The sequence below is a fragment of the Spirosoma soli genome (genome assembly GCF_042684525.1).
GTDB classification, from domain to species: Bacteria; Bacteroidota; Bacteroidia; order Cytophagales; family Spirosomataceae; genus Spirosoma; species Spirosoma soli.
On sequence record NZ_JBHULN010000015.1, the window covers coordinates 40,419 to 63,653 of the forward strand.

Annotated in this window: 15 protein-coding genes; 3 read left to right on the forward strand and 12 right to left on the reverse strand. The window is 48.8% G+C overall.

Annotated elements, in window-relative coordinates; genetic code table 11:
- Positions 1-106 precede the first annotated feature (106 nt).
- Entirely contained in the window at positions 107-712 is a 606-nt protein-coding gene (locus tag ACFSUS_RS20865) for a nucleotide exchange factor GrpE (RefSeq protein ID WP_381525688.1), read from the reverse strand.
- 202 nt (positions 713-914) lie between these two features.
- Between ACFSUS_RS20865 and queG the strand changes: the two genes are divergently transcribed.
- Together queG and ACFSUS_RS20875 are read left to right on the forward strand one after the other, a co-directional pair.
- The gene (gene queG / locus ACFSUS_RS20870) at positions 915-1,856 is read left to right on the forward strand and encodes a tRNA epoxyqueuosine(34) reductase QueG (RefSeq protein WP_381525689.1); all 942 of its coding nucleotides are present in this window, start codon (positions 915-917) and stop codon (positions 1,854-1,856) included.
- A gap of 154 nt (positions 1,857-2,010) precedes the next feature.
- Positions 2,011-2,703: a TetR/AcrR family transcriptional regulator gene (locus ACFSUS_RS20875; protein WP_381525690.1), complete on the forward strand. Its 693-nt coding sequence runs from the start codon at positions 2,011-2,013 to the stop codon at positions 2,701-2,703.
- Here ACFSUS_RS20875 and kynU read toward each other — a convergent pair.
- The 9 genes from kynU to ACFSUS_RS20920 form a co-directional block, all read right to left on the reverse strand.
- On the reverse strand, positions 2,680-3,990 hold the full coding sequence (gene kynU, locus ACFSUS_RS20880) for a kynureninase (RefSeq protein ID WP_381525691.1): 1,311 nt from the start codon (positions 3,988-3,990) through the stop codon (positions 2,680-2,682). The two genes, ACFSUS_RS20875 and kynU, sit on opposite strands and share 24 nt — an antisense overlap.
- A 134-nt stretch (positions 3,991-4,124) precedes the next feature.
- On the reverse strand, positions 4,125-4,487 hold the full coding sequence (locus ACFSUS_RS20885; protein WP_381525692.1) for a heavy-metal-associated domain-containing protein: 363 nt from the start codon (positions 4,485-4,487) through the stop codon (positions 4,125-4,127).
- 64 nt (positions 4,488-4,551) lie between these two features.
- Entirely contained in the window at positions 4,552-6,060 is a 1,509-nt protein-coding gene (locus tag ACFSUS_RS20890) for a hypothetical protein (protein ID WP_381525763.1), read from the reverse strand.
- A gap of 57 nt (positions 6,061-6,117) precedes the next feature.
- Entirely contained in the window at positions 6,118-6,468 is a 351-nt protein-coding gene (locus tag ACFSUS_RS20895; protein WP_381525693.1) for a four-helix bundle copper-binding protein, read from the reverse strand.
- Positions 6,469-6,598: 130 nt separating this feature from the next.
- A complete protein-coding gene (locus ACFSUS_RS20900; protein WP_381525694.1) occupies positions 6,599-7,165 on the reverse strand; it encodes an AraC family transcriptional regulator in 567 nt (188 codons plus the stop codon).
- A 17-nt stretch (positions 7,166-7,182) separates the two neighbouring features.
- Positions 7,183-9,405 (reverse strand): TonB-dependent receptor, encoded by a 2,223-nt coding sequence (locus tag ACFSUS_RS20905; protein WP_381525695.1) that lies wholly within the window; start codon positions 9,403-9,405, stop codon positions 7,183-7,185.
- A 77-nt stretch (positions 9,406-9,482) separates the two neighbouring features.
- Positions 9,483-9,932, reverse strand: a complete 450-nt coding sequence (locus ACFSUS_RS20910; RefSeq protein WP_381525696.1) for an HYC_CC_PP family protein — start codon at positions 9,930-9,932, stop codon at positions 9,483-9,485.
- A 175-nt stretch (positions 9,933-10,107) separates the two neighbouring features.
- Positions 10,108-11,859, reverse strand: a complete 1,752-nt coding sequence (locus ACFSUS_RS20915; RefSeq protein ID WP_381525697.1) for a RagB/SusD family nutrient uptake outer membrane protein — start codon at positions 11,857-11,859, stop codon at positions 10,108-10,110.
- 94 nt (positions 11,860-11,953) lie between these two features.
- Positions 11,954-15,298, reverse strand: a complete 3,345-nt coding sequence (locus tag ACFSUS_RS20920) for a SusC/RagA family TonB-linked outer membrane protein (protein WP_381525698.1) — start codon at positions 15,296-15,298, stop codon at positions 11,954-11,956.
- 569 nt (positions 15,299-15,867) lie between these two features.
- Here ACFSUS_RS20920 and ACFSUS_RS20925 point away from each other — a divergent pair.
- The gene (locus tag ACFSUS_RS20925) at positions 15,868-19,497 is read left to right on the forward strand and encodes a VCBS repeat-containing protein (protein ID WP_381525699.1); all 3,630 of its coding nucleotides are present in this window, start codon (positions 15,868-15,870) and stop codon (positions 19,495-19,497) included.
- 49 nt (positions 19,498-19,546) lie between these two features.
- Here the strand turns inward: ACFSUS_RS20925 and ACFSUS_RS20930 are convergent, their stop codons facing one another.
- Together ACFSUS_RS20930 and ACFSUS_RS20935 are read right to left on the reverse strand one after the other, a co-directional pair.
- Positions 19,547-20,056, reverse strand: a complete 510-nt coding sequence (locus ACFSUS_RS20930) for a DUF4494 domain-containing protein (protein ID WP_381525700.1) — start codon at positions 20,054-20,056, stop codon at positions 19,547-19,549.
- A gap of 294 nt (positions 20,057-20,350) precedes the next feature.
- The gene (locus ACFSUS_RS20935) at positions 20,351-22,825 is read right to left on the reverse strand and encodes a PQQ-dependent sugar dehydrogenase (protein ID WP_381525701.1); all 2,475 of its coding nucleotides are present in this window, start codon (positions 22,823-22,825) and stop codon (positions 20,351-20,353) included.
- Positions 22,826-23,235: the final 410 nt, after the last annotated feature.

Consider the following 23,235-nt stretch of genomic DNA (forward strand, 5'->3'; position numbering starts at 1 on the left):
AGAGTGAAAGAGTAAAAGAGCGAAAGAGCGGGCTGCCGGCCATTAAGGTACCGGATAGCTTTCAACGTCCGTTGCGGCACTCTTTCACTCTCTCACTCTTTCGCTATCAAGAACCTACAATAACTTTCGCAAATCTGATAACCTTATCATTCAGGTAATACCCTTTTTCGACCTCGTCGATCACTTTGCCTTTGAGGTCGTCGCTAGGGGCCGGGAACTGAGTTACGGACTCATGTAAGTCAGCGTTAAACGGCTCGCCTTTAGAAACCATTGGCTTCAGACCCTTGCCTTCCAGCGTTTTGAACAGTTTGTTATAAATAAGCGTAACGCCTTCTTTGAGCGCCGTTACGTCGTCGGTGTTATCCATCGACTGCATGGCCCGTTCAAAGTCGTCCACCACCGGAATCAATGCCTGCAACAGGCTCTCGTTGGCATTGCTAATTAACTCCAGCTTTTCTTTCGAGGTACGCCGACGGAAGTTTTCAAAATCAGCGTACAAACGCAGGTATTTATCCTTCAATTCGGCCACTTCCCGGCTGGTTTGATCTGTTGGGGTAGCTTCCGCTTGGGCTATGGGTTCATCGCCCACTACCTCGGCAGTTAGTTCTTCAGGTTCACCTCCGTTGACAGTTATGGCTTCTTCACTGGTCAGGTTGTCAGGTTGTTGTGTATCAGCAGACGATTTTTCGTCCAAAATGTCTTTATTTTCCATTGATGAGCTTCTATTTCGCTTCCAGAAATTCATAGGCAAAGATGGGCAAAAGACCGGCCAAAACCGCTTTTTCTGCCAACTTGACACATTAATTGGGTCACGAATTTTACGGACAATACAGATTAACGCGAATTTTTTGAGACATGTACATTGTTAATCTGATGCCGACTATCCGTGTATCATTCGACTATCCGCAACATTCGTGTCCCAAACCAGCCGTTATACTCAACTGATTAAAGCCGAGGCCACCCGGTTGGGCTTTGATTTTTGTGGAATAGCCAAGGCTGACTTTCTGGACGAAGAGGCCCCCCGGCTGGAAGCCTGGTTGAAAAGCGGGATGCACGGCCAGATGAATTACATGGCCAATCACTTCGACAAACGGCTCGATCCGCGCTTATTGGTCGATGACGCTAAATCAGTCGTGACGGTGCTGCTCAACTATTACCCCGAACAGAAACTTCCCGAAGGCAGCGACGACATTAAACTGTCGAAATACGCCTATGGTGACGATTACCACTTCGTGATTAAGGACAAGCTCAAAGACTTAATTGCGTATATCCACGAGGAGATTGGCGAGGTTGGTGGGCGCGCTTTTGTCGACTCCGCACCGGTCATGGATAAAGCCTGGGCGAAGCGGTCGGGCCTGGGCTGGGTGGGGAAGCACACGAATCTGATAAACCGTCAGATTGGCTCTTATTTCTTCATTGGTGAGCTGATTCTCGATCTTGAGTTGGAACCCGACGGCCCCATCACTGACTACTGTGGCACCTGCACCCGGTGTATCGACGCCTGCCCTACCGACGCCATTGTTGGGCCTTACGTGGTCGATGGCAGCAAATGTATCTCGTATTATACCATTGAGCTGAAAGAAGCTATCCCCAACGAAGTGCAGGGAAAGTTTGAGAACTGGGCCTTCGGTTGCGACATCTGCCAGGACGTTTGCCCCTGGAATCGTTTTGCGCGTCCTCACCAAACCCCGGCATTTGACCCCCATCCTGACTTGGCTACGTTTACCAATAACGATTGGCAGGAGATTACCGAAGAGGTATTCCGCGAAGTATTTCGCCGATCGGCGGTTAAGCGAACCAAACTAGCTGGCCTAAAACGAAATATTCTGTTTTTACAAACGGATAAGGAAGAGTAATTCACCGATACTGGTTGGCCAGCTCATACAGGAGATTATATTGAAACATGTTGATCCCTTTTGATAAATTGGCGACTAACCACATACGCTTATGTATTCACCATGGGTTATCTGGTAGACATAAAGACTTCGGCACCTTTTACAATTCGTTTCTATGCCACGCGACCGGGCACAAACCGAACAACGACTGATTGAGGCCGTCGGCCAGATTATCTCGGAAGAAGGGTACGATCAGCTTGGTATTAATCGGATCGCTAATCGTGCGGGGATCAACAAGATTCTCATCTATCGTTATTTTGGCGGTCTGAATGGTTTGCTGGAATCTTATTTAGAGCGAGTACGACCTAATCCGGTTTTACCTCGATTAGACATTGACCGATTGCGGTCTGCTCCGCTTCACGAGGTCTTCGACGCCTGTTGTGAGTATTTGATTGCAGAATACAGGCAGTTCCGCAATGACACCCAGGCTCAGGAGTTGTTAAAAGCAAAATTACTGGGTATGGATATACCCAAGAATGCATTCCCAATCGAACAAAGGCGTCACCTTCGTCTCGTCATTGACCAGGTCGGTGAGTTATTACAAACAACACTCAGTCCGGCTTATGCTGCGTTTTTATACAGCGCGATCACGATGCTGACACTGATGAGCCAGCAACAAAAGTCGCTTTTTGGTGTAGACCCTACTACCGAAGAAGGACAGAACCAGATTGAAACGGTTATTCGAGGCATCTTTCGGGGTGCTTATCTGCAAATCAGAGAACGACGCAGCGAAAATAGTTCAGGGGCCTACAAAGCTCCAATCACGCAAACCAACAACCAATCGTCAGACGGCCTGACTAAAAAATAATCGTAAGGCTTCACCCACTCGCCAGACATCTTCAAATGTGTTATAAAGCGGAGTTGGCGCCAGTCGGATGCAATCGGGCTCGCGCCAGTCGCCAATAATGCCTTGTTCGGCCAGGTGAGCAAACAACGTTTTCCCGTTTTTTCGGACTAATAACGAAAGCTGGCAACCCCGTTGGTTAGGATCGTCGGGCGTTAAGATCTGTATGTCATGAAACGAAGACAGCAAGTACTCCAGATAACCCGTCAACCGCTCGCTTTTCAGGCGGAGAGGCACCATACCGGCCTCAGCCGTGATAGCTAATGCAGCGCGATGCAAAGCCAAGGCCATGATGTTAGGCGTACTGAGCTGCCACCCATCGGCACCTAGGGCGGGCAAGAAACCGGGCTGCATCTCAAACCGTTTATCTTCTCGATACCCCCACCAGCCTGCTAACCTCGGTAGATTCTGGTCGTGATGTTTTTGATGAACAAACACGCCCGACACTGCCCCAGGGCCACCGTTGAGGTATTTGTACGAGCACCAGGTCGCAAAGTCAACGCCCCAGTCGTGCAGGCGCAGGGGTACGTTACCAATGGCGTGGGCCAGATCAAATCCAACGGGTATGCAATGCCGCTGAGCTGTTTCGGCAATGGCAGCCATGTTATAGACCTGACCGGTATAGTAATTCAAGCCACTCATCCAGATCACGGCTAACGAATCGGCGTTTTCAGCAATGGCCGCCTGAATATCAGTTACGTGGATCAACCCGTCGTCAGGTCTCGGGGCAACTTCGATGAGCGTATCAGCCGGGTCAAGCCCCCGGTGCTTAATGTGGGTTTCAAGCGCGTATTGGTCAGATGGAAAATCGCCTTTGATGGTCAGGATCTTGTATTTCTGTTTAACCGACGCGTCCACCGCACTGGCAGGTTGGTAGAAGGATGTCAGCAGTAAATGCAGATTTACGGTCAGTGCATTCATCGGGCACACTTCCGACAGCTCAGCACCAACGATTTGCGCCAGTGGCCCTTTGCACGTATTGTGATACCCTAGCCACGTCTGTTCAGCACCTTCTGTTTCGGGATTGCCCGCGTGATCAAACCATCCTTCAACGCCTAAATTCTGCCAGGTATTCAGCTCTTGTTCTAAAGCCTCCCGTGCCGATTTTGGCTGTAAGCCAAGCGAGTTCCCACATAAATAAACAAGCGACTGGTCGTTGCGCTGCGGGATGTGAAACTTAGTGCGGAAATCGCGAAGGGTATCTTGGCGATCGAGTTGCTGAGCAAAGGCAAGGGTGTTTTCGTAGGTCATGTACAATATTAGTAAGCTTTAACCACAAAGTAGGATGTGCTCTTTTTGTTCAGCTCCTACGCTTAAACAGCCTGTAACGCAACTGGCCCGGCATCATCTGGATGATGCCGGGCCAGTTGCGTTACAAGGTTTTACTATTGATGATCCATTCCGCCCTTTTTGCAGCAGCTCGGCAGCTTAGCGTAGCCAGCTTCGTCGGCGGCAACTTCTTCGGCGTCGTAGCCCGTTTTGCTGATATTGGCTTTCAGCTTCGCTACGTCCGTTTTAGCGGGGTTGTACTTAATTGTTACCACCTTGGTTTTCACATCGAGGTCAGCTTCCTTTACTCCTTTTTCGAAGGCTAAGTTACGCTCAATGCGGGCCTTGCACATGCCGCAGACAGCCGAAGTTTTAATCTTCACCTCTTTTTCTTTGTCATCGCGGGTTGGTGCACTGGCCAATAAGTTACCCATCAACATCAATGAAGTCAGGGCCGTCAGAAACAGGTTACGCATCATATGCTTGATTGGCTTGCCCACCCGGCAAGCAGGGTTATGGTGAATAAATAACGTAGTTTTAACATCAATGGTGCCCTTTCATGTGATGCGTACCACTCATAGTACGCATAGTCATCAGGCTTGGGGTCAGGCGTAGGTAAATTTCGCCCGAAATAGGCAACTTACCATAAAAAGTCTGTAACGTTTTATCGGGCATACTACCGGTTAGCTGCGCGCCCAGTACCAAATCCGTATTCCGCTGCTGGGCGATACGGTAATTTGTGCCGAGCGTAAGATTATTGATTGTCAACACCTGGTCTTCGGGTTCTATCTGGCCCTGTAATTCCAGCTCCTCAACCGATTTTCCAACGTTTTCGTAACGGCCATAGAACGCCCATCGCTTAAGTTGTAAGCTGCTTTCGGCTAAATATGACCCTTCGTTTACACCATGATGGCTGTTCTGCCCCCACACCAACGCCGTCGTTACATAACTATCTGGTCCTAGGGCTTTACTGTGCAAAAGTGATGCCGTTGTACGCGTAACATCTTCTTCGGGATGAGCCTGTTCTGGACTATGCAGGAAGCCCTGCGAAAATTGCAATGCCAACGACGGCGACGGGTTCACCGACAGCCGATATGAATAGCTATCGAGTTTGAATGCATCGTAATCGTACCGGTTTTCGTCGGGTTCGCGTCCTTTAAACGCAGAACCTTCCAGTTTAGCCCACTTGTAGCGAAAGCCGACCGTCGTCACGCCAAACAGAATGTGCGTAGCGTCCTGCCAGTGGTGCCCTAACGGCGCATCTGGATTATTGAACGACGAAATCCGGTGCATAAAAGCCGGGGGACCAACGGCCGGTTCGCCTGGGTAACCAACGTATCCGTATAAATCAATGTCTTTGCTAAGCGCGTGGCTATAACTTACCGACAATTCCGAAACCAGATCATGCGGGTGTTGTTTGTCAATAAGTGGCTGGTCTTGGTAGGTTTCGCCGGTCTGAAACAGCAATGGATAGCCCCCGTTGCTGACCGTTAGCGGATCGAGCGAGACCATGGCCCGCACCTGAAATAATCCACGCTGACCTATTTTGCGCTGGGCCATCCCCATAAACCAGTTCGGCGCCCCAAATTGCTGTCCGCGACCACGTCCATCCGGGTTATTCATGTTCTGACTAGTATACCGGAGATAAATGGCGTAGTGCAACATATAACTCCAGCCTTTGGGTGAAGGATGGCTCATGTAGGCGTACATGGGCGTGTTATCAGGGTGCCACGACGTACCCGACCCATTGCGGTTCATGGGCAGGTTGCGCGACAGTGAATGCGTCATTCCCATGGTGGTATCCATAGTCAGGCCATAATTCACCATGTCTGTCGCTCCATTCATGTCGTGGTTTTTCATAGCCCCGTCCATATCCATGTCGCCATGATTATGTCCAGCGGGCATAGCATGATCCATCGGCTTTGTGGTATCAGCCTTTGGCCGATTACCCGACGGCTCCTTTTTAGGCATTGTCATACCTTCATGGTGCTGGTGTTGCGCCAAAACGGCACCACTCCAGCCAATCATAAGTAGTAAGAAAAGTTTGTTCATCATACCGTTGAGAAAGGAGATGATACGCTTGTCTGCACGTATCATCTCTTGTTACGCTTACGCATTGGCCATCTGCCGACATTCTTGAGCGCATTTCCGACAGGCTTCGGCGCAGGCTTTGCAATGTGCGTGGTGATCAGCATGTTTTTCGCACTCGGCCGCGCAAGCCTCGCAAACATCAGCGCAGAGTTGCATGTACTGTTTCATAAAATCTGAGCCTCGTGCTTCCAGACGCCCGCACAGGGTACAGATGTCGGCACAGTCCCGACAAAGCCGAATGCACTGCGTCATGTCATGATGCCGACTGTCTTCGTCGTGCATCATAATACAAGCCGTTGCACAGCGTTCGCAGGCTTCAGCGCATTCAAAACAGGTGTCGGTGTGTGAGTGAGCCATTGTGTTTTCCATGAACGTAAAGTGGTTATATGGTTTTGGCCAGTATTGGTCTGACAAAATAACCGCCTGAGTCTAGTTCAGTTTTTACATAATTCCGGACTGGCTGTGTAAGGTTGTTACCGAAAACAGACCAGTCCAATGGTCAAATTGAATCCAACGGCCGACGCTCGACCTGAGTAGCCTTTCGGAACTGCCCTGGCGTTTGGCCGGTCACCTGCCGAAATTGATTTGACAGGTGTTGAACGCTGCTGTAACCTAAGCGCCAGGCGATTTCGCTCAGCGTCAGTTCATCGTAGCGCAACCACTCCTTCACCTTTTCTATCTTCAGCGCGATGATGTATTTTTCTAGTGTATGCCCTTCGCTGGCGGAGAACAACCCACTTAAATAGGAGTATTCATACCCAAGCTTACGCTCCAGAAACGCCGAGTAGTTCTCAGTTGCCAGCCGTTCACCTTTTAAATGCTGTATCTCGTTAATAATCAGTATTTTCATGTACTCAACCAACGATTGCTTTCGGTCTTCAACCAGGTCAAACCCATTCGCCTGCAAGGTTTCCCGAACCGCTTCCAGCGAAATGGCTGAAGGTAGCTGATCTACGTCGACCTCCCCTAGCTCGACTCGGTTAACGGTCAATCCAAGCTTTTCGAGTTCTTCGCGCACGACCCGCTTGCACCGGTCGCACACCATATTTCGGATGGTTAGTGTCATATTATTCTCGGTTCAGACTAGTATTGAGGTTTAAATCGGAATCCTACATACACCATTTGTCCCGTGATGGGACCCCACACACGTGCGCCAGCGTCGAAACTTGCGCTGTAAGGATCGTTAGCCGCCACGATCGGATTGGTCTGCCGGAATCCAGTCAGGTTTTCGCCCCCCAAATACACTTCCCACCCACTGCGGAAGGCCCGACTAACCTGGGCGTTCAAATTGTAGAAGCTCGGTGCAAACGCAAGCGGCATGTTCTGATAACTCGTATGTACGTAGCCTTCCTGCAGGTACGGAATACGTCGTGGCCCGTTCCATTGCAACGTAGCGTCGAATTTCCACTTGTCGAACGGGAGCGCATAACCGACATTGAGCAGTACCCGATCTCGGCTAACCATCATTTTAGGTAGCAATCGCTCCTCGCCAAACGGCCCACCCATACTTTGGCGTACATCGAAGAGTCGATAGGCCGCTTTCACGTCAAATCGCCTGGCGGGCTGTACATTCAGCTCTGCCTGAAAACTATTGGCGAACGAAGCACCACGCAGGTTATAGAAATGAAGTTCCTGCGGATGTTCGAGATCCACAATTAGCTGATTCTGAAAATCGGTCCGGTGGTAGTCGAGCACGAGCGACGCCTTCTTGGTAAAAAGCGTGAAATCATTGGTCAGGCTTACTCCATAATTCCAGGATACTTCCGGACGTAACGGCTCCATCAGGAACACCGCCCGCGAACTAACCAGATAGCCAAAGTTTTCGGCAAACGGATTCGGCACCCGAAACCCGCGCCCCGCCGACGCCCGGAGCGCCACATTTTGACTGAGGTTGTACTTCAGATGCAGCCGCGGAGTAAACTGCGTGCCATATAAGTTATGAACGTCAACCCGCCCGCCCGCTACAATAGTCAGTTTCTCAGGGTACACGTAGGTATATTCGGCAAAGGCACCGGGTACAGATTCGGTCCGGGCTGTCTGAGTGGCCCGGTATTGCTCCTGATAATCGTCCAGCAAATAACTCAGACCCGCTTTAAAGCTATGATTTGTGTTACCGATTATGCTCTGATAAATCAGATTGGCGTATAACGTTTGCTGCTGCCCATTGTAAGGAACAAACCCAAACTGAGCATTCTGTTCATGATGCACCCCGTTAATAATTAAGCCCAGACCTTTATACGGCTTCTCCGGGTATAGTTTGGCGGTCTTCGAGAAAAACTCCAGCCGTTTTGTTGTGTTCAGGAACGCATAGCGCGAAGATCCGAAGCTCGATAATTGCCCGCCATCCCGATCTTCATAGAGTGCTTTGACCCCAAACTGGGCCATGAATCGCTCGCTGCTATACTTATAGCGGTTTATAGCGTTAACCTGCGTATACAGGGGTAAATCGCGGAAACCGTCGCCGTTCTGGTCAATCTCATTACGAAGGGTACTGACATGTCCTAACACGCCCATACTCCACTTAGGGCTGAGCGATGTTGACCAGTTAGCGTTCCCTTCCAGCCGCCCGAAACTATTGGCATAACCGTTTAAAAATAGCTTTTGCTTATCGTCGGGCTTTTGAAGCTCAACGTTCATCTGGCCGCTCATGGACTCATAACCATTAACCACCGACCCGGCTCCTTTTCCCACGTCGATGCCTGTAATCCAGGTACCGGGAATGTAGTTCAGGCCAAAGGTGGTAGCTAATCCACGTACGGTTGGAATGTTCTCGACATTCGTCTGCACGTATTGTCCACCCAGTCCCAGAAACTGGATTTGCTTCGCCCCCGTGACCGCATCGCTGTACGACACACTTACCGATGCATTTGTCTCAAAGCTTTCGGAGAGATTGCAACAGGCCGCTTTAGCCAGCGTACGTTGTGAAATGTACTCGGTTTGAATTGGGTTAATGCGGTCAATTTGGCCCGGTGTGCCAGACACGGTAACCTCCTGTAAGGTTCGTTCAGAACGTAGTGTCACGGTCAGTGGCGGGGCCGGATTTGTGACGCTGATCGTATCGGATTGATAGCCGACATAACTGACCACCAATTGATTTGTGGCTCCCTCCCGTTGCAGCTGAAAGCGTCCGGCTGAATCGGTTACAGTACCGGTTGGCGTTCCGGCCCACAGAACGGTGGCTCCCACCAGTGGTACCCGTTTATTATTGACAAGTTCGCCAACAGTGCCTTGAATAGATGTTGAGTCGGATTGCGCAAACACGGGTGTGTACCCAATGAGCAGCATCCATAGTGGTATGAATCGCATGAATGTATTGATTGAATAGACAAAAACAACCGACCCATGTCATTACGACACAGGCAGAAGAGCTATCAATCAATAAATCAAATCAGGAGGCTACTAATGAGCGTGAGAATATCACGACCAGAAAGGGACGGTGGAGACGTGACAACGGAAAGGGTCGACGATTCTTTCTGGAAAATCCACTCGACCAACCAAGTCAATAAAACGGTAACACCAGTAAAAACCGCTTCTGTGACGCTCTTTACAAACTTGGCAACGTACTGGCTCAGCGACGACGAAATGTCAACATTTTCGTATTGATGATCGTCCTGGCAGCATTCGGTCTTTTTGACAACCGTTTGGTCCGACGGCATTGGCTGCTTGCCCTCAGCGCAGCCTTTTTGTGCGCCAACGCTGCTGAACGCAACCACTACGGTCTTTTTCTTGCCACGCATCTGGCACGAATGTTCAACCAGCCCAAAACCCGTGCTGCTTAGCAGTACGATGCAGGCCATCAGGACATTGAACAGTTGGAACAGAGTGCGTTTCATGACGGCTCAAATGTATACCCAACCAGTAAAAAAAGCAAACAGATGATGAAAAAGGCATTAATTCTGTAAACCCGATCCTGAATTCTATACTTAATTTTTATATATTGACCTTTTATCAACGAAAAAAGGTGCCCACAGTTTGGAGCACCTTTTTTCGTTGACGGGTGTATTTGGCTTAATAGCCAGGGTTTTGCTTCAGGACGCTTGTCCCCTGAAGGTCAATCTGAGTTTGTGGGATTGGCAGATACTCATTTTTGCCAGCTACGAAATTAGCTTCCGCATAAGCAACAGGCAACTTTGCTTTCTCATAAGCCAGGAAGGCGTTTAAGGTTGGTGCAGCAACTCCCCAACGAACGAGATCAAAGAACCGCTGACCTTCACCCGATAGTTCTAGCTTACGCTCGAATCGAACCGTAGCACGGGCCGCATCTTGCGAAGCAAAAGCCGAAGCAGGATATTCACTAATTACGTAGTTAGCAGCCGGTTGACCAGCAGCGGTCGTTACATAACCAGCGGGGTTAGCGGCCCGTCGGCGAACCTGATTCGTATAACTACGAGCTATTTCCAGGCTTCCTACTTCAATTTCGGCTTCAGCTGCCATAAGTAGCACATCAGCATAACGCAACAAAATGACGTTAGTTGACGCCCAACCCGTTGTCCAGCTTGATTTATCACCTACGCGATCCTTTTGCGACAGCAAGAAGACATATTTCTTGTTAGAATATGGACCACCAAACGCTTGGTCGCGAATCCAGGTAACACCAGGAAAAACTCCATAGTCGAGATAAGGAATACCACGACGACCAACTGAATGGTCAAGGCGAGGATCTACCGGACGGGTGTCGGGTGTATAGGCAGCATCAGCGGCTAAGCCCTGATCGGTTTTCAACTCGTTTTCAGCTCTGTCATAAGCTCCATTCGCTAATGTTACATCAAGCGGCAAACCAGTCGCATCGGTGCGGTACGAGTTAGCCAGATCAAACGTTGGCTGAAAGAAACCACAGCAAGTAGCACCAATACCTGGGCTGTAGGGATAGTTCAGGTTCAAATCGTTCGATGCCACATCCGTACTACCCGCGTTAGCTACGTTCTGCGTAGAGAAAATGGCTTCTTCGTTGTTTTCGTTGTCAACATTGAATATGTTGGCATACTGCGGCACCAGGCCATATTTCTTACCGTTGGTGGTTTTGCCGTTCGCAATAATTAGATCAAATAACGCCTTTGCTTCTGCATATTTCTTCTGATACATGTATGTCCTAGCCAGATAAGCAGCGGCAGCCCACTTGTTAGCCCGTCCGGCCTGCGTCTGCGTTTCAGGCAGATTATCATAAGCATATTTAAAATCAGCTTCGATCTTCGGCCATATATCTACATTATTTTGTACGGCTGTAATACCAGTACCATAATCGACGGTTTCATCAATATAAGGAACCATATTGAACGTCCGTTTAAGGTCGAAATAATACAACCCTCTTAGGAAGCGAGCTTCTCCTCCAATCCGTTGCTTAATAGCGTCATTCACCGAAGCTACCGCAGTGGGTATAGTCCGAAGCACTGAGTTAGCCCGGCTAACGCCTTCGTATAAGGCCTGCCACCGAGGGTTTAACTCCGAACTAACTGAGTTCACCAGATAAGTTTGGAAAGGGGTTATAGCACTAAAGTCAGCAGGGTTGGAGCCTTTGTTGGCGTCTCCACCCATGATGCTTCCATACATCCAGTTCGTTGGGCTAGACGTTTGTGAGTATCCGCGCCCGTTTAACTCAGCGTAAGCGCTAATGAGCAACCCTTCAAGACCATCCTTAGTGTTAAGGAGCGAACCCACTAACTGGCCAGTTGGAGCTACGTTAAGAAACGAATCTTTACAAGCTAATGAACCTATAGTCAAAAGAAGCGTTAAACCCACTCCTTTTGTGATTGTCTTTTTCATATTATTTTGTTTTCAAAAAACAGGTTAATCATAAGTCTGGGTCAAGTAACCTTGTTCAGGCTGTCTAAGCAAGATTACTTGACCAAACTAGTTTTTAGAAACCGATGCTCAGACCAGCATTATAGCTCCGAGTAACTGGGTAGTTACCAATGTCAACACCGAAGTTCTGGTCAGCCGATCCACCTACGCCAGGGTCTAATCCTTTGTAGCCTGTGATGGTGAAGATGTTGTTAGCCGAGACCGAAACCCGAACACGGCTCAGGCCAATCCTATCTAACAATCCGGCAGGTAAGGTGTAGCCCAGCGTAATGTTCTGCATCCGTAAATACGACCCATCTTCTACATAGAAAGAGTTAGGCACCTGGTTAGTACTCAAGTTAGCAGCAACGTTTTCGAAAATTGGCTGTGTCGTATTGGTGTTAGTAGGTGTCCAAGAATCCTTCACGCGTGCACTGATAGCTCCCCCTGGGAACGAAGGATAGAAATCGGTGAACCACTTCGATGCGTTAAAAATCTTGTTACCCAACGACGTATACAGATAAGTCGCCAAATCAAACCCTTTGAAATCCACACGAAAGTTTAAACCACCCGTAAACTTAGGAATTGGGCTACCAATAAATGTGCGGTCATCGGTTGTGATTTTACCATCACCGTTAACATCCGCATAGCGGAAACGACCTAAGCCGGCACCTTCCTGAAAGGTAGCGGCCGTTACTGAGGCAGGGTTTGTCGAACCAGCTTTAGCAGCTGCCAATGCAACTGAGTTTGCTGCTTCGATTTCTCCTTGATTCTGCCATAAGCCAACTACCTGATAGCCAAAGAACGAAGCTAAAGGCTGTCCAGGCTGGTTCCGGGTATAAGTCCCGGACAGCCGGTTGGTACTCGTCGGCGACACATCAACGTAAGAAATACCAGGAGCGAGCGAGCGAACATTGTTACTCAGAAAACTACCATTCACGTTCAATTCGTAACCAAAGTCATTAGCCACTTTACCTCGGGTAGTGACTTGAATATCAACACCCTGGTTCCGCATGCTAGCGACATTCACCGACGGAGCTGTGGCACGCTGACCAACTACGCCAGCAATAGGAACCTGAAACAGGAGGTCTCTGGTGTCTTTCCGCCAGATGTCGAATACAACATCCAGTTTACCATTTAAGAATGATCCATCGATACCTACGTTCGTTGTTTCGCTGGTTTCCCACTTAGCGTCGGGGTTACCGATTCGGCTACGGAAGAAGCCAGCCGCTACGTTCGGCGAGTTTGTACCAGCAATGTCATATGAGTTGGCAACGTTCGATTGGTAAAGGCTATACTGGTTGTTGGGATCGACGTTGTTCGAGTTACCCATTTGACCCCAGCCCCCACGAATTTTCAGATCCGTTATCCAGGGCAAATTTTTCATGAACTCTTCGCCCGATATGCGCCATGCTGCAGAAAAAGCAGGGAATACACCGTACCGGCTCGACGGGCCGAAGCGGGACGAACCATCCCGGCGAACAACACCGGTGAAGATGTACTTGTCTAACAAGATGTAGTTGACACGACCAAACGTCGAATAAAAGTTTATTCCGTTAAAGAGATCACTGTTTGACTGACGACCACCAGCCGCTGCGGTAGAAATGCTGGCGTAGTTTGGATCAGTAGAGAATGGGTTGAGACCCGACCCGCTGATGTTACGGCCGAAGCCAGTATTTAGCGCTTCTATACCCGCTAACAAGTCAATGCTGTGAATGCCAAATTTCTGCTTATACTGAGCCGTATTTGTAAACGTCCAGCCAATCGAGTAGCCTGCTCCTTCGCTGATCTGGAAACCACTTCCATTACCTTCGGCATTCTCGTACGTGTTACGCCGGGTGGTTTTGTTGTAATAGTTTGATATAAAACCACCAAGGCTACTCCGCAATGTCAGCGCCGGAATGACGTCATACTCAAGATACGCGTTACCGAACATACTGAAATTGAAGTTTCTGTTATTTTTAGTAGCATCGCGGTTAGCTCTTGGGTTCGACGGGTTGTTGAATCCTTTAGCCGCCGTACCAGCGTATCCACCAAATTCATCGTAGATTGGGATGATGGGGGCAATTCGGAACGCAGTTAAAATTTCGCTTTCTTCCTGCGCAAGCGCTTGTCCACTACTTCCTCCAATCTGACCGGTGTTATCGATATAGGTAGCCTGCAAATTCTCGCCAAATCTCAGCTTCTTACTTTTAAGAATGTCAAACTCTGAGTTAGCTCGGAAGGTATAGCGGCTGAAATTGTTATTCAACAAGATACCCGCCTGGGTCTGCTGACTAACGCTAACGTAATAGCGGCTAGTTTCACTACCACCCGAAAAGCCCAGCGTATGACGCATCAACGGAGCCGTACGGGTAATAGCACCGTACCAATCGGTACCTTCCTTGTTCGCCCGTACTACCTGATAGATGGGTCCAACAGAAGGATCAATATTGTATTTCAATCGCTCAGCGGCTAGGTCAACTCCGCCCGTTACACCAAATCGGTTACCAACCATCAGATACTCTGGCAAAACAGGGGTTGCTCCTGAGCCGTATTGGCCGTTGGCAATACCCGTGAAGCTATTAGGTCCAACAGGCTGACCTATAGCAGTTAGTCCGTTGCGATAGGCGTTCCAGGTCCAGTCGGCCTGCTCTTGGGGAGTAAGAATAGGCTGTCCTTTACCAGGGTCAGTGAAGCCATATAAACCATCGTAAGAAACTGACAGTTTCTGGGATTTGCGCTGGCCTTTCTTGGTCGTGATTACAATTACTCCACTAGCAGCACGCGCTCCGTAAATGGAAGCTGCTGCGGCATCTTTCAAAATAGTGGTCGATTCGATATCATCAGGGCTGATAAAACCGCTACCGCCCGATGGCACACCGTCAACAACGTACAAAGGCTGGTTGTTGTTAAATGAACCAAAACCACGTACGCGAATAGTATTATTAGCGCCGGGCTGTCCGCTGGCAATAACGGTAACACCGGCCACGCGGCCTTGCAGCTGCGTTTCTACGTTGGCCGATGGAACAACCGTTAAGTCCCTCGCTTTCACAGTTGATACAGCACCTGTATTGTCACGTTTGCTGTCGGTGGTATAACCCGTTACAACGACTTCGTTGAGGGCCGTTGCGTCGTCAGCTAACGTTACATTAACTGTCGATTGATTTCCGACCGTTACCTCTTGAGTCTTGAACCCGATCGCAGAAATCACGAGAACAGGATTGTCGCCCCGCAGCGCCAGCGAGAAACTGCCATTAGCGTCGGTCGCCACCCCGGTCGTAGTTCCTTTCAACACTACGTTAGCGCCGGGAACCGGTCCCTCAGCACTTGTAACTTTGCCCGTCACACGACGGTCCTGAGCCGACACAGTCATACTGATGAGCAGCATGATTGTACTTAACAAAATTGTCGGCAGAAACTGGTAAAACCTCATTTTCATAATGCCAGATAGAAATTACTAGGATTAGTTTTCAATGCAATTTTGTATGAGTTCTGTTATGTTCCAAGTGGACTTTTCTAAGAAGCTATTTTAGAATTTAACTTTATCTTAATGTAGTATGAATATAGAGATATCGTACTTTTTTTACATTAATGCTGACATTAAAAAGCATTAATTTGACAATCAATAGTTTAAACACTATTTCTTAAGTATTATTACTTAACACTATTTCAACAAATAGTATATTTACTAAGTGTTCTAATAAAGAGATTAAAATTCGATTAAAATTATCTTTTAACGCGATATTATTTTCTTAACAGTGGCTTTGTCACTAAAAAAGATTGCTCAAATTATATTCTCTACTAATATGCAAGACTATTTAAAGCACCGTTTATATACATGTTAACGCAACAATTGCCTTATAAGCCTAATACGATTTGGTTAATAAGAGTAATCATACTCTACATATAGTAGCCGGAAATACCGTAAATTGGACGCTAATTTTGTGTTACCTGAGCCTCTCTCAGTCTACCTTTGACATATACCCACTTAGTTGTAAAGTCCTGACAATGATTCGACGTTTGTGTATTTGTATAGTTTTCGGCTGGATAGTATGCTCCTGCCAGTTTACGCAAAACCCCCTCTTCTCTCTTTTACCTGCTGAAGAAACAGGCATCACCTTCGCCAACCGGATCACCGACAATGATTCGATGAGCATTCTCGACGTCGAATATTTCTATAACGGTGGTGGCGTAGCTCTGGGCGACTTCAATAACGATGGCCGTACAGACGTGTTTTTCTCCGGTAATCAGGTAACGAACCGATTGTATCTAAACAAGGGAGATTTCAAGTTTACCGATATTACCCAAACAGCCGGCGTAGGCGGGGGTGGTAAATGGTGCTCAGGAATTGCCCTGGTCGATATCAATAACGATGGCTGGCTGGACATTTACGTCGGAGCCACACTGAGTAAGATCGCCAGCCAGCGCGAAAACCTGCTTTACGTAAACCAGGGTGCCCAAAACGGCCAGCCTCCTGTATTCCGTGAAATGGCGAAAGAATATGGTATTGCTGATGATAGCCACACCACGAATGCCGCATTTTTCGATTACGACAACGATGGCGATCTGGATCTGTACGTCTTGACCGACATGATTGATCAGTACCCCAACGTTTATCGCGCTAAAATAACTGACGGCTCATCACCCAATGCCGACCATCTGTACCGTAACGATTTCGACCCAAAGCTTGGTCATCCAGTTTTTACGGACGTATCGCAGAAAGCTGGAGTCAAGCTGGAAGGTTATGGGCTGGGCCTCAATATCTGTGATATTAACCGCGATGGCTGGAAAGACATCTACGTCACCAACGATTACCTCTCCGACGACCTTCTCTTCATCAACAATCACGACGGTACGTTTACCGACCGAGCTCCCCAATATTTTAAGCACACCAGCAACACGGCCATGGGTAACGACGTGACTGATATTAACAACGACGGTCTGGTAGACGTTGTGGTGCTGGACATGATGTCGCGTAACAACCAGCGGAAGAAGATGTTGCTGGGGCCGAATGATTACCAGACGTACCTTAATAATGAAGAATATCACCACGCCTATCAGTTCGTTCGTAATACGCTTCAGCTAAATCAAGGCAATCGACCAGCGGCTCATCCTGACTCGGCTCATCCCGTATTTAGCGACATTAGTTTGTTGGCCGATGTCGCCGAAACCGACTGGAGCTGGACACCCATGGTTGCCGATTTTGATCACGACGGATACCGGGACCTGATTGTCACCAATGGCTATCCAAAAGATGTGACTGACCGGGATTTTATGGCTTTCCGGGCCGAAAGCGGAGCCGTAGCCACCCGCGAATTTATGCTGAATCAGATTCCGGTTATTAAAATCAATAATTACGCCTTTCGCAATAAAATAGGAAGCCAGCCCGACGATCTGGCCTTCGAAGACGTAACGGAAAAATGGGGCATCAATACCCCTTCGTTCTCTAACGGTGCCGCTTATGGCGACCTCGATAATGACGGCGATCTGGATTATGTGGTCAACAACATTAACGATTCCGCCTTTGTCTACCGAAACAACCTCATTGAAGATAAGCCCGAACGAGCCAATTATCTGCGCGTAAAGTTTGCCGGGCCTACCCATAATCGGATGGGGTTGGGGGCGTTTGTAGAACTACACTATAGCAACGGCAAACCGCAACAGCAGATTTATGAACATAGCCCGTATCGTGGTTATCTGTCGACGGTCGAACCCATCGCTCACTTTGGTCTTGGCGCGGTTAATACGATCGACGAGGTTCGGATTATCTGGCCTGCCCATGACGGTCAACCGGCTCGTCAGCAAACCCTACGTAATGTAAAGGCCAACCAGGTGCTGACAGTCGACATTCGCAACGCGCGTGAACCGGTCAGTAAGCCAGCGAAACAGCCTACTGGGCTGTTCACGGAAGTAACTGATTCGCTCAGCATTGCCTTTCAGCATCAGGAACCCGAATACATTGATTTTAACACGCAAAAACTACTCCCTCATAAACTATCCCAGTACGGCCCTGGTGTGTCCGTTGGCGATGTAAACGGGGATGGATTAGACGATCTGTTTCTGGGCGGTTCGCGGCTGAACAAAGGCCGGTTTTTGATCCAATCGGCGAGCGGGTCTTTTATAGAGAAAGATTTGCTAACCACCGAAACCCAACCCGGTAGCACTACCTTCACCAAAGGCGAAGAAGACATGGGCACCCTACTTTTTGATGCCGACGGTGATGGCGACCTGGATTTATACGTTGCCAGCGGTGGCATTGAAGGCAATGCGAATACCCCTGTTTTCCAGGACCGGCTGTACCTGAACAATGGCCAGGGAATGTTTTCACTGACTCGTACGGCCCTGCCCGAAAATACGGTCAGTAAGTCGTGCGTGAAAGCCGCTGATTTTGACCGCGATGGTGACCTGGATCTGTTTGTCGGCGGGCGGGTTGAGCCTGATCATTACCCTAAACCAGTTTCCAGCTTTATCCTCCGTAACGACTCTAAGCCCGGTCATCCGCGATTTACCGACGTAACAAAAACCGTTGCCCCTGCTTTGCAAAACCTTGGACTGGTATGCGACGCCCTCTGGACAGATGCCGATAACGATGGTTGGTTCGACCTAATGCTAGCGGGTGAATTTATGCCGCTAACCGTTTTAAAAAACCAAAAAGGAAAGCTGGAAAAAGCTAGTTCTGGACTCGAAAGTCAGAAAGGCTGGTGGAATTCACTGGTGGCGGGAGACTTCGACCGTGACGGTGACATCGATTACGTAGCCGGTAATCTTGGCCGCAATGCCCGAATGCAGGCCAGCGACACCGAGCCCGTACGCGTGTACGCCGGTGACTTCGACAACAACGGTTTCTACGACGCCATTCCAACTATATTCATTCCCGATGCCGACGGCAAACGGCAGGAGTATACGTTTCATGGACGCGATGATTTAATCAAACAAATGATTGTCATGCGGAAGCGATTTCCTTATTACCGAGACTTTAGTCAGGCTTCGATTGACAAACTACTCACGGCCGAAGAACGGCAAAGCGCTTTGGTCGTAGAAGCCAATTACCTTCAGTCAGCTTACGTTGAAAACAAAGGTGATGGTACGTTCACGCTTCGCCCATTGCCGGTTCAGGCCCAAATGGCCCCGGTTTTTGGTATGGTAGCCGACGATGTTGATCGCGACGGGAATCTGGACGTCATGCTGGTTGGCAACGATTACGGTGGCGAAGTGCTTGTTGGGCGCTACGATGCCCTGAACGGATTGTTTCTCCGGGGCGATGGAAAGGGTGGCTTCAACGCTCAATCCATTGCCGCCAGCGGGTTCTACGTACCAGGTAATGCCAAAGGTTTAGCGCAGCTTACCGACGCCAAAGGCCGCGAACTGTTGGTAGCTACCCAGAACCGGGGGCGGTTGTGTGTATTCCGTAATAGCAAGATTGCCCCATCGGTCCGCTTAAAACCAACCGACGCTTCGGCGTTGGTAACCTTCACCGATGGTAAGAAGCAAAAAATAGAGTTCTGTTACGGCAACTCGTTCTTATCCCAATCGGCACGCACGCTGTTGGTAGGGCCACAGGTAAAATCGGTAGAAATAACAAATTCTAAAGGTCAGAAACGACAGGAGTTTGGGTCCGGCAATCTGGCTCGTCGTTAAACAGAAATCGCCTGATATGTCAGGCGATTTCTGTTTAACGACGTATTGACTATTCTTCCGCAGAAACAGCCTCATGTAACGGACGAAGATTTCGCTTTTCCTCTTCATTAAACGGGAAAATGTCCAGGATCTTCGTTGTGTTCACGTCGGTTATCTCAAATGGATCGAGGGCTGATTTCAGGCTAAGCTCGATGCGTTCATACGCTTGTTTAGGCGTTTCGGCATTGACAAGCATCAAACTCGGCGTCTTTTTCTGCTTGCCGGTTTTCTCATCGTCCGTAATAAACATAGCCTTCACCTTGAACCAGATTCCGCCCCCTTCTTCGTTATGGAACACATCTGCGAGCTTCATTCGGGAAATATCCGTAATCTCAAAATCAGGGGTGTTAGCCGCAATCTCCTGATAGAGCCGGGCTTCGGCATCGGTATACGAAACGGCATCGACCAGGTAGGCCTCCGTTACTGTTTTCTGCTTGATAAACTCTTCGTTCCGCGTGCCGACGTTCGAGTCGTCGATAGGCTGCTGATAGCGGATTTTTCCAAGAAACCAGTTGGGCATTTTTTAATGATTTGATATGTAAATAGAACAAAAATCCAGCGGTAAAGGTGCCTAAAAATAGGCAAAGCTGGTTTATAACTTCATCCTTTTTTATGCTTTGTCGCCACTGTTATTTAAACTATCAAACCGGTATAGGCCTCGCAACAAGAACAAGCACAATGTGTTCGTAATCATATGTTTAGCTAAAAACAATTCGTTCATTTAGCCTCAACCGATGCCTTATAAAAAAGAAAACCAGAGCACAGGCTGATCGTCTGGTGCTCCGGTACGTTACAACCGTAAAGTGGTTCTACCCTAAGGCTTTATAATTTTCACTGTTTGTTTCTGAATCGCGGTATTCACTTGTATAAAGTAGATACCAGCCGGACGGCTCAACTGTACTGAGGCCCGTTCAACAGAAGCGGCCTGCTTTATCGCCGTCTCATCCACGACATGGCCTCGGCTATCCACCGCCTGGATAAACAGCGTTTGACCAGTGGCACCGCGTATTTCGACGTACGCAGTTTCAGTAGGTACGGGGTTTCCTAATACAACTACCGATAAGCTTGATGCAGGTTCGGCTCCTACCCTGGCACTCCCACAAGCAGCCAGCCACCCGAAGGTGAAGCTAGCCTCACCCGCTGTACCTTGCTGAACGGCTTTTAACGTAATGACCGGATTGTCGGTGTATAGATTTAGTGTGTAGGGACCGGCAGCCGTGGTGGGCAACATCTCATTAGCCACTGAGAAACTTACCGGCGCCCCGCTCAACCCCGTGTATTGAGGGGTAAAGGTTACCCGGCGCTGGCCACCACTTACAACAGCACAGCTCACTCCGCTTACTCCACTGATAGTAAAATTGACTGGATTTACTGAAGGAGGATTGATGGTTAAAGTAAACTGAGTACTGACAGCCAGGCTGCCCGGGTCAGTGGCTGTTACCGTCAGCGTAGCGGTACCACTCACCGAAGGCGTACCCGATATTGTGGCCGGAGCGGTGAAGTTCAAACCAGAGGGCAGGTTCGTGACCGATAAGGTTAGTTGGTCGGGTGTTTGGTCATCCGAAAAAGTACCGGCCAGATTCATCGTAAAAAACTGTCCCTGAGTAGCTGTCTGATTAGCTATTCCCTTTATAACTCGCGGTGCCGTGTTAACCGGAGGGTTGCCATTACAAGCAGCCAACCAATTATATACAAAGCTAACATCGCCTGGTGTACCCTGCTGAGACGCTCTGAGTGTAATGGCCGGGTTGTCCGTATATAAGTTCAAGGTATAGGGGCCTGCGGCTGTCGTAGGTAACATCTCATTGGCCACCGAGAAACTCACTGGGGTTCCGCTCAAGCCCGTGTATTGGGGCGTAAACGTTAGCCGACGCTGGCCTGCTGATAGGGTGACGCAGGTCGCCGGACTTACGCCGATGATGGCAAAGTTGGCTGGAGTGACTGAAGCCGGGCTGATGGTCAGCGTAAACTGTGTGCTGGCTGTTAGGCTTCCCGGATCGGTAGCCTTTACAGTAACCGCTGCTGTTCCACTCGTTGAAGGCGTACCCGAGATCGTCGCTGGTGACGTAAAGCTCAGACCAGCAGGCAAGCCTTCCACTGATAAGGTCAATGCATCGCCGTTGGGGTCAGTAAATGTGTTGGCTGGTATAGCGAAAGCAAAGCTCTGGCCCACCTGTGCCGACTGTGCACCAATAGCATTGGCTACCTGAGGAGCGTTGTTGGCAGGCGTGTATACAATCTTATAGATTGCACTATTGCCAATGCTCAGAAAGTATAAGTTTCCGTCGGTCCCCGTCGACAAGCCTACCCCCAGACCGGGAAGATTTACCGCGAATGGCGAACGAACGGCGGAACTGCCTGATACGTCAAGCTGATTGATCCACCCATTACAGAATTCCTGATAAAAGTATTTCCCTACGTACTCAGCCGGGTAATTAGTGTTCGTTGGATTGAAAAAGGTACCTCCCGTAATCGAGCATCCTTTCCCATCACCACCGCCGTGTGGGTAAGCGTAAACCGGATTCGTGAAGCCTGGAGTTGAGCTGGCTCCTTCCGCGTCAGGCCACCCAAAATTTAACCCCTTGGTTGTTGCATCGTTGATTTCCTCCCAGGTATTCTGCCCCACATCGTTAACAAAAATACGCCCGGTACCCGGCTGAGCGGTGATGTTATAAGGATTCCGCAGACCAAACGCCCAGATTCTTCGCCGGGCAGCCGACCCGCCCGGAAATGGGTTGTCCGCAGGTATTGTACCATCCGGATTTATTCGCAAAACCTTGCCTAAGTGGTTGTCTAAGTTCTGCGAATAAGCAGGCACCGCGTTCTCACCAACGCCGATGTACAGCTTACCATCTTTACCAAAACTCAGAGCGCCACCGTTGTGGTTGTCTGCATTCAACGGCTCCATATCAAGCAAAATCTGCTCACTGCCCGCCAGCACCACGTCTCCACTGGCTGTAAAGCGACTGACCCGATTGTGTATTGCTCCCTGGGTAGAGGTGTAGTACAGATAAATGTATTGATTAGCCGCAAAGTTAGGATCAATAGCAATGCCGATAAGGCCGCGTTCCCCCTGCGAATTAACGGTTAGTTGCACAAAGGGGGTAGGCAACAAACTACCGTTTTTAATGACTCGAAGCGCTCCTGTCTGCTCCGTAACGAAGATTCGCCCGTCAGGGGCAAACGCTACGGCGGTTGGCCGATTTATGCCGTTCGCCACCAGCACCTGGCTGAATCCAGTTGGGTAAGTTTGGGCGGTACTTCGTTCGGCTGCAGTGAAGATGATCATGGTCACTACAAAAAGCAAATGAGCCCTTCTTTTAAAGTGACTTGTGGGTCGACAGCTTTGCGACTGTCGGAGCAGAATGTAATGGTTTCTCATAATTATTTAAAGTATATATATAGCAATATAATAATTAAGTATACTAACTATAGCAATACTGATTAGTTTAAAATCATATCGTTAACTTTTTAGTTTATTATCGGCTCTACATTCTGAGCTAATTAAGTCAATTAAACGTAGCCTCGCTGTTGCCCATGTTACTTACCAATTAGAATAGTCTTTGTATAGCTAACATCGCCTATAATCAGACTTCGTACGTCGCTGAATCTGGCAGGCAGCAACAACACAAAAATTTAATCAAGCTTGTTAAACTTTATTTTACGATTATATGTATGTACATTAAATGACATTACAAC